General features: G+C 65.4%; 13 protein-coding genes. 9 read left to right on the top strand and 4 right to left on the bottom strand.

The genetic code is table 11. The features are described from left to right. Positions 1-236: hypothetical protein (locus WBB14_RS20515; protein WP_424241471.1), on the top strand; the 236-nt coding region annotated here is incomplete at its 5' end. Between the two features lie 249 nt (positions 237-485). On the opposite strand, the gene WBB14_RS20510 is transcribed toward WBB14_RS20515, so the two are convergent. Continuing rightward, positions 486-836, bottom strand: a complete 351-nt coding sequence (locus tag WBB14_RS20510) for a hypothetical protein (protein ID WP_424241470.1) — start codon at positions 834-836, stop codon at positions 486-488. On the opposite strand from WBB14_RS20510, the gene WBB14_RS20505 reads away from it, so the two are divergent. After that, positions 835-1626: a phytanoyl-CoA dioxygenase family protein gene (locus WBB14_RS20505; protein ID WP_424241469.1), complete on the top strand. Its 792-nt coding sequence runs from the start codon at positions 835-837 to the stop codon at positions 1624-1626. The genes WBB14_RS20510 and WBB14_RS20505 overlap by 2 nt on opposite strands. A 167-nt stretch (positions 1627-1793) precedes the next feature. On the opposite strand, the gene WBB14_RS20500 is transcribed toward WBB14_RS20505, so the two are convergent. Further along, a complete protein-coding gene (locus WBB14_RS20500; RefSeq protein WP_424241468.1) occupies positions 1794-2183 on the bottom strand; it encodes an I78 family peptidase inhibitor in 390 nt (129 codons plus the stop codon). Positions 2184-2470: 287 nt separating this feature from the next. Here WBB14_RS20500 and WBB14_RS20495 point away from each other — a divergent pair, with 287 nt between their 5' ends. The 6 genes from WBB14_RS20495 to WBB14_RS20470 all read left to right on the top strand — a co-directional run bounded on the left by WBB14_RS20495 (position 2471) and on the right by WBB14_RS20470 (position 9492). Further along, complete coding sequence (locus WBB14_RS20495) at positions 2471-3319, top strand: MurR/RpiR family transcriptional regulator (protein ID WP_424241467.1); 849 nt, start codon at positions 2471-2473, stop codon at positions 3317-3319. 19 nt (positions 3320-3338) lie between these two features. Next, positions 3339-4586 carry a diaminopropionate ammonia-lyase gene (locus WBB14_RS20490; protein WP_424241466.1) on the top strand — a complete coding sequence of 416 codons (1248 nt, stop codon included), beginning with the start codon at positions 3339-3341 and terminating at the stop codon, positions 4584-4586. Continuing rightward, positions 4583-5839, top strand: coding sequence for a M20 family metallo-hydrolase (locus WBB14_RS20485; protein ID WP_424241465.1), 1257 nt, complete (start codon positions 4583-4585; stop codon positions 5837-5839). The genes WBB14_RS20490 and WBB14_RS20485 overlap by 4 nt, the downstream gene beginning before the upstream one ends. 18 nt (positions 5840-5857) lie before the next feature. After that, positions 5858-6811 carry an N-carbamoyl-D-amino-acid hydrolase gene (locus WBB14_RS20480; RefSeq protein ID WP_424241464.1) on the top strand — a complete coding sequence of 318 codons (954 nt, stop codon included), beginning with the start codon at positions 5858-5860 and terminating at the stop codon, positions 6809-6811. Positions 6812-6956: 145 nt separating this feature from the next. Next, entirely contained in the window at positions 6957-8288 is a 1332-nt protein-coding gene (locus WBB14_RS20475; protein WP_424241463.1) for an MFS transporter, read from the top strand. Positions 8289-8343: 55 nt separating this feature from the next. Further along, on the top strand, positions 8344-9492 hold the full coding sequence (locus WBB14_RS20470) for a YgeY family selenium metabolism-linked hydrolase (RefSeq protein WP_424241462.1): 1149 nt from the start codon (positions 8344-8346) through the stop codon (positions 9490-9492). Here the strand turns inward: WBB14_RS20470 and WBB14_RS20465 are convergent. Next, on the bottom strand, positions 9459-10394 hold the full coding sequence (locus tag WBB14_RS20465; RefSeq protein ID WP_424241461.1) for a LysR substrate-binding domain-containing protein: 936 nt from the start codon (positions 10392-10394) through the stop codon (positions 9459-9461). The two genes, WBB14_RS20470 and WBB14_RS20465, sit on opposite strands and share 34 nt — an antisense overlap. 101 nt (positions 10395-10495) lie before the next feature. Between WBB14_RS20465 and WBB14_RS20460 the strand changes: the two genes are divergently transcribed. Then, complete coding sequence (locus WBB14_RS20460) at positions 10496-11782, top strand: SGNH/GDSL hydrolase family protein (protein ID WP_424241460.1); 1287 nt, start codon at positions 10496-10498, stop codon at positions 11780-11782. Between the two features lie 16 nt (positions 11783-11798). On the opposite strand, the gene WBB14_RS20455 is transcribed toward WBB14_RS20460, so the two are convergent. Further along, the coding region (locus tag WBB14_RS20455; protein ID WP_424241459.1) for an OB-fold nucleic acid binding domain-containing protein at positions 11799-12349 on the bottom strand (551 nt) is incomplete at its 5' end.

The following is a 12349-nucleotide window of genomic DNA, read 5'->3' as shown; positions in this document are numbered from 1 at the left end:
TGTTGATCCACGCGTTAGCGACGTTCCTGTTGTGGCTGGTCGGCAAGTTGGCTGAGAGCAGGAAACTGAGGCCGGCCTATGAATCCAACAACCGCAAAGACCGGCCGACCATCTCGTTGCTTACGCTAGGTGTCATGATCTATGCCGAGAGGGTTCTGGCTTTGACCGAAACGTCAGTGCTTGGGCTTTTGCAAGCACCCCACGACACCGCCGAATCCATGGGAGGATGTCGATGAATTCGTGGGGAAACCTCAGAGTCTGACACCTTTTTTCCAAGGGTTGATGCATCCCGGCCGGCGAGCGGTCGCTTACGGCCAGGAACGGTCGTTTGAGATCGAAGCCGCCGATTGCATGCAGGAGCTCATCGCACAGGTTCAGGTTCGACAGCAGCCGTCGAAATCAAGAAAGACCACGGAAGCGCAGCAGATCGCGGGGGCGATCATCCGACGATCGGAGCGGAAACCGATCCCCCCCGGCGAGGACGTTCAGGCGGTCAGGAAGCGCATGACTTCGGCCCAATCGTTAGTCGACAGGGCGACGTCCTCGTAGTCGCCAGCTTCCTCGTCGTAGCGCGAAACGCAGAAGCGCTGGCTTCTGCCGGATTCGCGGTCGGCATAGTTGGCGTAGTCGACATACACTTTCAAGCCGCGCTCCTCGTTCTCGAATGAAGGAGCTGCATCGATGTAGCTCGACGCATCGACGTACCCTTCGGGCAGGGTCGGCAGGGTTGCTATGTCGAAGTCGGGAAATTCGCGGCGTAGTCGTTCAAGGTTCATAAGGGAAGCATGTGGAGGCTGGAGGCCTGACATTTTACGTTGCTTGGCGTCAGTCGCCATGATGGCTCCCGAAACACAGTTTGGAAATGACGTTTACGACTGTCCAGACAGAAGCCGGTACACGAAAGTCTCGAACATGACAGGCAGAACTCTCAATCAATCAGAGCTCGACTTCTTCCATAGCGAAGGGTACTTGCGATTGAGCGGTGCACATTCCAAGCGCTGTCTGAAGCCGCTGCGGGAGTGCATTCTGCGAGAGCTATCGCGGCTCAAGGTCTGGGCCGGCGGAAAGAGTCTTGGCAGCTCACTGAACAATTTGTCGCCGTTTCAGCAGATCGCAAAGCTATCCTCGATGGTGAAGATTGCGGATCTGGATGAAACGCTGAACACGGCGGAAATCCGCAACGCAATCGCCGACCTGACCGGCAGAGCCCCGCAATCCAGCCTAGGCACGCAGCCCTTGCTGTCCCTGCCTCATCAAGGGCCATGGTCTCTGGGCAGCCTGAACTGGCACGTTGACCTGGCTGCGAAATCCGGTGCAGAGATCCCCGGCATCCAGGTGTTCTATCTGATCGACGACGTTATTGAACACGGGGGCGCGACTTTAGCGCTGGCCCGTTCTCATCGCGTGGCGGGTGAAGCGGCTGGGAGGCTTCGTGGATCGTTGAAAACGGCAGGTGATCTCGAAGCCGTTCTCAGCACATCCGACACCGAGATCATCGAGATGTCGGGACGGGCTGGCGATGTTTTCTTGATGGATATGCGCGTGCTGCACACCCCATCCGTCAATTCGTGCAGCCGTATCAGGATGATGGCCACGACTCGTTTCGGTCTGCGCGCAAGCAGATAGGGCATGTTGGAACAAGCGCTGTGGGCCAAGGATGACGCGGATGCGGAGATCGCGGCGCACGACGCGCCGGTGTCGATCCAGTAGCACTGAGAGGGAGAGATGTGCGCCCGCGGCCTGGCCGCCGCAGGCGTAGCGTCTGGCCGGTTTTGCGCCGGCCAGGCCTGCGATCAACCGCAGCGAATCGCAGTCATAACGTCCTTATCATCCACAATCAAATTCAAGCGCGTAGCGTTGTATTCCATCGTGACCAATTGCCCCGGGCGCAGCATGCGGGCGGTGGTGCTGCCGCTGCGGGTGCGCAGTTCTTCCATGACGGATGCGGTGGCCTTTTGGCCGATCTGGGATTGCAGCGCCGCGGCGTCGCAGGTCTTGCCGCCGCCCATGGAGGACGAGGAGCCATAGGACGAACCGCCGTACGTGCTGGTCCCGGCGTCAGAGGAGGACGCGCTGCTGGAGGAGCTGGAGGCCGCCGGCGCGCTGGAAGAACGCGGGGCGCCGGTGTTGGCGCATGCGGTCAGGCTGGCGACCAGCAGCAAAGGGATCAGCTTTCGGATCATGTAACGCTCCTTACAACAACTCGTCGAAAAAGCCATGATAGACCAGCCATGGCGGGCTGTGACCGGGAGCGGATGCGGCCGGCGCGCGGTGTTGCCGTTATAGGACGCTGTGCGCGTTCTGGCGCATGCAGGGCCGCCATGGCCTTGACGCCCGCTGATTGAATTCCTTTCCCTGCGCCCAGATTTCCGCGGGCTTTCGCCGTCGGCCTATGATCCGAATTTTGCATTGACACCATAGTTTCATGAATATATATTTGTGAAACTACAGTTTCATAGGCGGGATCATCATGACTTCGGTGTTGCAGGAGCGCATCCTCGCGCTGCAGGACAGCTTCACGGACAGCGAGCAGCGGCTGGCTGGCGTGACCCTGGAGTGCCTGGGCAATATCGCGGCCTATTCGGGCGCGGAACTGGCGCAGAAGGCGGGCGTGTCCAAGGCCACGGCGGGGCGCTTCTTCCGGCGTCTGGGCTACGAGAACTTCAACGAAGTGCGGGCGCAGGCGCGCGATGAGGCCGATCGGGGGTCGCCGCTGTACGAGATGGCGGGCGTGCGCCCGCCGGACGCGACGGGCGACGCGCTGGCCGAGCATCTGGCCACCGACTTGCAGAACCTGGCTCAGACCTTCGAGCGCCTGGACAGCCGCGACGTGGAACGGGCCATCGAGCTGTTTGCCGGTGCGCGTCGCATCTGCATCGCAGGCTTTCGCAATGGCCGGGTGCTGGCGCAGTACGCCTGGGCCTTGCTGACGCAATTGCGCGACGGCGTTGCGCTGGTGCCGGGCGCGGGTTTGAACCTGGCCGAGGATCTGGCCGACCTGGGGCCTGACGACGTGTTGCTGGTGATGGATTTCCGGCGTCGCGTCACGCTGCTCAAGCCCATCGTCGAACACGCCAACCGCGTCGGCGCGAAGGTCGTGGTGCTGACCGATCCTACCGCCACCGAATTGCCCGCGCGCTCGGACCTGGTGTTGCGATGCGTGAACAGCGGCGCGGCCGTGTTCGATTCCTACGTCGCCGCCACCAGCGTCATCAATCATTTGTGCTCGGCCCTGGCCCGCAAGCTCGGACCTGCTGCGCGCGAACGTCTGCAGAACATCGAACGCCTGCACGAACACTACGGCGACTTGCATCGCTGAATTCCAAGAGGAGACTGACTTGAACCATCCCATTCCGAACGTCCGGCTGCAATACACGCCCAACCCGGCCTTCGAGCCCGCCGCGCCTTACGGCCAACGGCAGCTGGACGTGCTGGGCGGCCAGGCCTATACGCTGGCCGAGACGCAGATCCGCCGCTGGCCCGGCTATCAGCCGACGCCGCTGCGGGATTTGTCGGGGCTGGCCCGCGCCGTGGGCGTGGCGGGCATCCGGTACAAGGATGAGGGCGGCCGCTTCGGGCTGGGCAGCTTCAAGGCCTTGGGCGGCGCCTATGCCGTCAGCCGCCAATTGCTGCGGGAATTGGCGGCCAAGCTGGGGCGTGACGATCTGTCGGTCGAGGACTTGCTGTCCGGCCGCTATCGGGAACTGACCCAGGCAATGACGGTGACTTGCGCGACCGATGGCAACCATGGCCGTTCCGTCGCCTGGGGCGCGCAGCGCTTTGGCTGCCTATGCGTGATCTACATCCACGCGACCGTTAGCGAAGGGCGCAAGCGGGCGATCGAGCAGTACGGCGCGCAGGTTGTCCGCACGCCTGGAAATTACGACGATTCGGTGCGGCAGGCGGCGGAAGACGCGGCCCGGCTCGGACGTTATGTGGTTTCGGATACGTCGTATCCCGGCTACATGGAGGTGCCCAAGGACGTGATGCAGGGGTATGCGGTGATGGCCGACGAGGCATTGCGCCAGCTGCGCGAGGCGGGCGATGGCGAGTTGCCGACGCACGTGTTCCTGCAAGGCGGCGTGGGCGGGCTGGCCGCTGCGGTGTGCGCGCATTTCTGGGAGCAGCTGGGCGAGCGCCGTCCGCGTTTCATCGTGGTGGAGCCGGACAAGGCGGCCTGCCTGTACGAGAGCGCCCGCGCCGGCAAGCCGGTGGCGGTGCACGGCGATCTGGATACGGTGATGGCCGGTCTGGCCTGCGGCGAAGTGTCCTTGCTGGCGTGGGAGGTGCTGCATCCCGGCGCGCAGGCTTTCCTGACGGTCGACGACGAGGCGGCGCTGGAGACGGTGCGTCTGCTGGCGAGCGGCAAGTATGGCGATGCACCCATCGTGGCAGGCGAATCGGCCGTCGCCGGGCTGACCGGTTGCCTGGCGGCGCTGGCCGGTCCGGCGGTGCGGGATGCGTTGGGCCTGGACGCTGCCAGTCGTGTGCTGGTGTTTGGCAGTGAAGGGGCGACCGACCCGGAACTGTATCAACGCATCGTCGGCAAGAGCGCCGCGGAAGTCGAAGCCGAGGCCGTGGCATGACTGGCGCCACGCTTGAGGCCGGCCGCGAGGCTGTGCGGATCGACGGCGCCCGCCTGTTGCGCCGCATCGCCGACCTGGCGCAGGTCGGCGCCATCGAGGGCGGCGGCGTCTGCCGCCTGGCGCTGACGGACGCGGACCGGGACGGACGCGACCTGGTGGTGCAGTGGATGCGTGACCTTGGCTTGGCCGTGACGGTGGACGGCATCGGCAATGTGGTGGGCCTGCGTGCTGGTCGCAAGGCAGGTCCGCCGGTGATGACCGGTTCGCACATCGACACGGTGCGTACCGGCGGCCGCTACGACGGCAACCTGGGGGTGCTGGCCGGCCTGGAAGTGGTCGCGGCATTGAACGACGCGGGCGTGGTCACTGAAAGACCGATAGCAGTGGCGTTCTTCACCAATGAGGAAGGCGCGCGCTTTGCGCCCGACATGATGGGCAGCCTGGTGTTCCAGGGCGACCTGGCGTTGGAGGACGCGCTGGCCACGGTCGGCATCGACGGCACCTCGGTGGGCGAGAACCTGGACCGCATCGGCTACGCCGGGACGGCTCCGGTTGGCAATAACAAGGTGCATGCCTTTGTCGAATTGCACGTGGAACAGGGGCCGGTGCTGGAGCACGAGGGCTACACCATCGGCGCGGTGACGGGCGTGCAGGGCATCCACTGGATCGAATTCACCGTGCAGGGCGTGTCCAACCATGCCGGCACCACGCCGATGGCGTTGCGTCATGACGCCGGCATCGTCGCAGCCCGCATCGCGTGCTTTGCCAGGGATTTGACCGTCGAGTTGGGCGGCGGCCAGTTGGCGACAGTGGGGCAGGTCAATCTGTTTCCCAACCTGATCAATGTCATTCCCAACCGCGCGACCTTCACATTGGACCTGCGCAATACCGACGGCGCGGCCTTGCAGAAGGCGATTGCGCGCTGCATGGAATATGCGGCGCGGGTGGCGGCGGATGAAGGCGTGAGCCTGAGCCATCGGGTGCTGGCCGATTTTGCGCCGGTGGCGTTCGACGAGGCCATCGTCGGCCGGGTCGAGGAAATCGCGCGCAGTCGCGGCCACCGTGTGCGGCGGCTGCCCAGCGGCGCCGGGCACGATGCCCAGATGCTGGCGCGCATGTGCCCGACCGGCATGGTGTTCGTTCCCAGCGTGGGCGGGCTGTCGCACAACGTGGCCGAATTCACGCATGACCAAGATATCGAGGCGGGCGCCGGCGTGTTGCTGGAATTGATGCTCGACCTCACAGAACAATGAAACCGTAGGAGACTGAACATGTCACGCATCATCAATGTCGCGGCCGCGCAGCTTGGGCCGATTCAGCGCAGCGACACGCGTCGCGAGGTCGTCGAGCGCCTGCTCGCGCATCTGCGCCAGGCTCATGCCATGGGCTGCCAGCTGGTGGTCTTTCCGGAGCTGGCGCTGACGACCTTCTTTCCGCGGTGGTACATGGAAGATCCGGCCGAGATCGACGCGTTCTATGAAAGCGAGATGCCCGGTCCGCAGACCCGGGTGCTGTTCGAGACCGCGCGCAAGCTGGGCATAGGCTTTTACCTGGGCTATGCGGAGCTGGCGGTGGAGCAGGGCGTCAAGCGTCGCTTCAACACCTCGATCCTGGTGAACCAGAACGGCGAAATCATCGGCAAGTACCGCAAGGTGCATTTGCCCGGGCATGCCGAGCATGAGCCGTGGCGCGCTTTCCAGCATCTGGAGAAGCATTATTTCGAGCCGGGCGAATCGTTCGATGTCTGGCGCGGTTTTGGCGGCGTGATGGGTATGGCCTTGTGCAACGACCGGCGCTGGTCCGAGACTTATCGCGTCATGGGTTTGCAGGGCGCGGAAATGATCCTGCTGGGCTACAACACGCCGGTGCACAATCCGCCGGCGCCCGAGCATGACGACCTGTCCATGTTCCACAACCATCTGGTGATGCAGGCGGGCGCCTATCAGAACGGCACCTGGGTGGTGGGCGTGGCCAAGGCCGGCAAGGAAGAGGGCTGCGAGATGATAGGGGGCAGCTGCATCATCGCGCCGTCGGGCGAGATCGTGGCCGCCTGCTCGACCAAGGGCGACGAACTGGCGATCGCGCGCTGCGACCTGGACCTGTGCCTGTCCTACAAGAGCACGACTTTCAATTTCGACCGGCATCGGCGTCCCGAGGCTTACGGCCTGATCACGGAGCGCAGAGGCGCGGTGGAACCTGCGCTGGAGGCGGCGATCACCGCCTGACCTGCGGCGCGACCAGCGTGGCCGGCCGGCAGGCTGGCCGCATAACCGGTCCGGACGTTTCCTTCCCATAAAAAACAGCATGCGGACGCCCCGAGCGTCTGCAGGGGAGCGTTCGGCCTAAAAAAACAGACCCCAAGGTGAAAATATGGACCAGTCAGTCGAGAGCATTGCGGCGCCTCCGGTTGCCGCAGACAAGGATCCCCTGGCGGCGCGGGATGACGCGCTGTATCGGAAGGTGGCGTGGCGGCTGCTGCCGTTTTTGATGGTGTGCTACATCGCGGCGTTCCTGGACCGGGTGAACGTCGGCTTTGCCAAGCTGCAGATGCTGGACGATCTGAAGTTCAGCGAAACGGTGTACGGCCTGGGCGCGGGCATTTTCTTCATCGGTTATTTCCTGTTCGAAGTGCCGAGCAATGTGCTGATGCACCGTATCGGCGCGAAGAAGACGCTGGCGCGCATCATGATCCTGTGGGGCATCATCTCGGCCGCCATGGCCCTGACGCAGACGCCGACCCAGTTCTACATCCTGCGTTTCCTGCTGGGGGCGGCCGAGGCCGGTTTCTATCCCGGCATCATCCTGTACCTGACCTATTGGTTTCCGTCGAACCGGCGCGGCCAGATCGTGGCGGTGTTCATGACGGCGGTGCCGTTCGCCGGCATCCTGGGCGGGCCGCTGTCGGGCTGGGTGATGGAGTCCTTCCATGAAACGCACGGTCTCGCTGGTTGGCAATGGATGTTCATCATCGAGGCGATCCCTTCGGTGCTGCTGGGCCTGGCGGTGTTCTGGTACCTGGATGACCGCATCGACGATGCGCGCTGGTTGTCGCCTACGGAGAAGTCCCGGCTGGGCCAGAACCTGCTGCGCGAGAAGACCGCCAAGACCGAACACGTGTCGATGCTGACGCTGCTCAAGGACCGGCGCGTGGTCCATATGGCGCTGATCTGCTATTGCACGGTGTCCAGCCTGTCCGGCCTGGCGTTCTGGATACCGTCGGTGATCCGCTCCACTGGGGTGGTGTCGCTGCTGGATATCGGCCTGCTGACGGCGGTGCCGAACATATGCGCGGTGATCTCGATGGTGCTGGTGTGCCGCCATTCGGACGCAACGCGGGAGCGCCGCTGGCACATGATCGTGCCCTTTCTGGTGGGCGGGACGGGCCTGGCGCTTAGCACGCTGTTCAGTCATAACCCGATGTTGGCCGTGGCCATGCTGTCCGTGGCGGCCGCCGGCTGCATGGTGTGCTCGCCGCTGTTCTGGAGCCTGCCGACCGCGTTCCTGGAAGGCAAGAGCGCGGCGGCGGGCATTGCCGGGATCAATTCGTTCGCGGGGCTGGCGGCCTTTGTCAGCCCGTACGCGATCGGTTGGATCAAGGACCTGACCGGTTCGACCGACTGGGGCATGTATTTCCTCGCCAGCTTCGCGCTGATCGGGGCGGTGCTGGTGTATCGCGTGCCGAAGAGCCTGGTCAACCGGTAGGCGTCGCGCTTCCCACCATCGGCGGGCGCGCCGCGCCCGCCACTCTCAGACAGGAATGATGATGACTCTGGACGTAGTTGCATTGACGCAGGCGATGGTGCGCATTCCCAGCCTATCGGGCAAGGAAGGCGAGATGGCGGCGCTGATGGCCGCGACCATGCGCGAGGCGGGCTTCAGCTCGGTTACGACCGATAGCAATGGCTCGGTGCTGGGATTGATCGGCCCCGAGGATGCGGACGTGGCCCTGTTGTTCGACGGGCACATGGACGTGGTGCCGGTGGCGGGCGAGTGGCGCTTCGATCCGTTCGGCGCCGAGATCCGGGATGGGCGGCTGTATGGGCGCGGCAGCACCGACATGAAGGGCGGCATCGCCGCAGCGATTTGCGGCGTGGCGGAGGCCGCGCGGGATGGCTTGAAGCGCCGCGTGGCGGTGTCGGCCAGCGTGCTGGAGGAAATCATCGAAGGGCATGCGCTGGCTTCGGTACTGGACATCTGCGCGCCGCAGGCGGTGGTCATCTGCGAGCCCTCGAAATTGCAGATCAAGGCGGGGCAGAAGGGACGGGTGGAGTTGCTGCTGACCTTCCACGGCAAGCCGGCCCATGCCGCGACGCCGCACATCGGCGTCAACCCCTTGCATGCCGCGGCCCGGGCGCTGGCGGTCCTGGAGAACTTGCCTTTGCCGCACGATGAGGTGCTGGGCCAGGCGCTGCTGGTGCCGACGGATATCGTGTCGCATCCTTACCCGTCGATTTCCATGATTCCGATCTCAACGACGATACGTTTTGACCGGCGCACCGTATCGGGCGAAAGCCTGGAGGACGTGTTGGCGCAGATCCGCGGGCATCTGGCCGCCCATGGCCTGTCCGATTTCACCTTGCAGGTCAGCGAGGACCGGGTGGCGACCTATACCGGGCAGCACGCCACGCCGCCGCGCTGGTTGCCGGGTTGGCGTTGCGATGCGCAGGCCAGCGTGTTGCAGGCCGCGCGCGCGGCGGTCAGCGCCAGCGGCCGGGATCCGGTGGTGGGCAGCTGGGCGTTCTGCACCAACGGGTCGGAATCGGCCGGACGCCGCGGTATCCCGACGATAGGATTGGGCCCGGGCAATGAAGAGGATGCCCACACCATCGACGAATCCATTGCGCTGGAGCAACTGGAAGGCGCCCGCGACATTTATCGGAGCCTGGTGCGCGCCGTCTGCGGCTGAGGCGCCTGCATGCCGGGCAGGCGGGCCAGCCGGTCATTCAGGAAGTCGATCAGCAGCCGCGCGCGCAGCGACTGGTAGCGGCGCGACGGGTAGATGAGGAAGGCCTCTTGCGGCGTGGCGCTCCATTTGGGCAGGACGCGCAGCAGTTCGCCGCTTGCGACCAGGTCCTGCACCAGCCACGCGGGGCACAGCCCGATGCCGGCGCCCATGGCCAGGCTTTCGCGGATGGCCAGGGCGTTGTTGACGCGGAAGCGCCCCTGGGTCTGGACCGTGGCGAGGGTCGCGCCCTGGTGCAGTTCCAGGGTGTCGCCCGTGGCCAGCCAGGCAAAGCGCACGTATTCGTGCGCGGCCAGGTCGCGGGGCGCGCGGGGCTTGCCGCGCTGCGCCAGGTAGGAGGGGGCTGCCACCAGGTAGCGCGGCGATTCGGCCGCCTTGCGCGCGATGGCGTTGGGCGGCAGGTTGCCGCCCAGGCGCAGCGCCACATCCACGCCTTCTTCCACCAGGTCCACGAACCGGTCGTTCAGGATCAGTTCGACCTGGATGTCGGGATACTCGTCCAGGAACTCGCGGACCAGCGCATTCAGCCGGAACTGGCCCAGCGCCACGGGCGCGTTGATGCGCAGGAAACCGGCGGGCTTCTCGGTCTGGCCGCGGGCGTCGGCGACGGCTTCGGAATATTCCTCCAGCACGCGAGTGGCGCGTTCGTAGAAGCGCTTGCCTTGTTCGGTGGGTACGACGCGGGTGGTGCTGCGTTCCAGCAGCCGCACGTTCAGGTCTTTTTCCAGCGCGGCGACGATCTTGCTCAGGGCGGGCTGGCTCAGGGCCTGTTCGCGCGCGACGGCCGACAGGGTGCCCAGCTCCACGGCGCGGACGAAGGCCCGCATGGCGCGCAGGGTGTCCATGGTCATTCCTTTTTGGAAGAAGTGGTATGCAGTTTAGGGTTCTACCGGCGAAATTGGGAAGAACCTATCGTGACGTCACTTTCTCTTTTTCTGGAGTCGTCATGAATCGCTTCAATCTTCATTCCCTGGTTTCGGCCGCTGCGCTGGCCGGTGGCCTTTCGGTTCTGGCTCCGTCCGCCGCCATTGCCGCGCAGCCTCCTGTTCAGGCTGATGCCGCGCGTTCCAGCTGGGTCAGCTCCTGGTTCGCCAGTCCGCAACCCCTGTGGGAAGACTCCTTCGTGCTGTCCACGGCGATGCCCGCCGAATTGCGCGGCCAGACCTTGCGCCAGACGCTCATGCTCAGCCTGGGCGGACCGCGCTTGCGGGTGGTGTTGTCCAACCGTTATGGCACGCAGCCCCTGGTGATCGGCGCGGCCAGCGTGGCGCTGGCGTCGAGCGCATCCGCAATCCGCCAGGAGTCCCGCCGCGGACTGGCCTTTGGCGGCCGGCCCGGCGTGACGGTGGCGCCGGGGGCGCAAGTCGTCAGCGATCCGGTGGACCTGCCCGTGTCCGCGCTGGCCGAGTTGGCCGTCAGCCTCTACTTCCCGCAGGCCACGCCGGTGACGACCTTCCATTGGGGCGCGCAGCAGACCGGCGCCCAGGTGCGGGGCGATGCCACGGCGGCGGCGGAGCTGCCGGATGCGCAGGCGCTGCAAGGCCGGGCCTTCCTGGCGGGGATCTGGGTCGAGAGCCCGTCGCGCGCGCCGGTGGTGGTGGCGTTTGGGGATTCCTTGACCGACGGCAATGGATCCACGCCCGGGGCCAATCGCCGCTGGCCGGACTTCCTGGCGCGCCGCTTGGCGCCGCAGGGCATAGGCGTGGCGAACGCGGGCATTTCGGGCGCGAGGGTCTGGGGCGACAAGATGGGGGTGAACGCGATGGCCCGTTTTGATGCCGATGTGCTGTCGCAGCCGGGCGTGCGCACGGTGGTGATGATGATGGGCATCAATGACATCGGCTGGCCGGACAGCGGCTTCGCGCCGGACGACGCGCCCATGACGGCGGCAAGATTGACCGAGGGCTACCGACAGTTGGCGGAGGCGGCCCGCTTGCGCGGCGTGCGTATCGTGGGCGGCACCATTGCGCCGTATGAAGGTTCGCTGCATGGCACGCCGCTGGCGGGCCACTACAGTCCGGCGAAGGATGCGGTGCGGATGGAAGTGAACCGCTGGATCCGGGAGAGCGGCGTGTTTGATGCGGTGGTGGATTTTGACGCGGTGCTGCGCGATCCGGCGCATCCGGGCCGGCTGTTGCCCGCCTATGATTCGGGCGACCACCTGCATCCCAATGATGCCGGCTACCAGGCCATGGCGCAGGCGCTGGACATGGCCACGCTGTTGGGCGATTGAGCGCTGCGTGGAAGCCTCAATGGAAATTCCGGCTCTGGGTGTTCAACCCGCCCAGCAGTTCGGACAAATCCACCAGCCGTTGCGCGATCAAATGGCGCACGCCGTCCACGCTTTGCCACGACCCATAGACGCCCAGCAGCGAGGCCCCCAGCAGTTCCCGGCGCTGGCGTTCTATGAGTTCCGTACGCACGACCACGTTGACGGGGCCGGTCTCGTCTTCCAGCGTGACGAAGATCACCCCCTTGGCGGTCTGCGGACGCTGGCGCACGGTGACGATGCCGCAGGCGCGCGCCACGCGCTTGTCGGGGTAGCCGTTCAACACCGAGGCGGGCTGGAAATTGCGCGCCGCCAGTTGGGGGCGCAGCAGGGCCACGGGGTGGCTGTGCAGGGTCAGGCCCACGCTGCGGTAGTCGGCCGCCACGGTCTGGCCCTCGGAAGGGGCGGACAGTTGCGGCGCCTGGGTTTCCTGGATGGCGGCGTCGCGCAGCAGGTCGCGGCTCTGCACGCTGGCGGCGGCTTCCCAGCTGGCCTGGCGGCGATGGCCGGCCAGGGTGCGCAGGGCGTCGC

Origin of the sequence: Achromobacter sp., from assembly GCF_049647645.1 — a bacterium.
Classification (GTDB): domain Bacteria; phylum Pseudomonadota; class Gammaproteobacteria; order Burkholderiales; family Burkholderiaceae_B; genus Achromobacter.
This window is presented reverse-complemented; position numbering and strand designations above follow the sequence as displayed.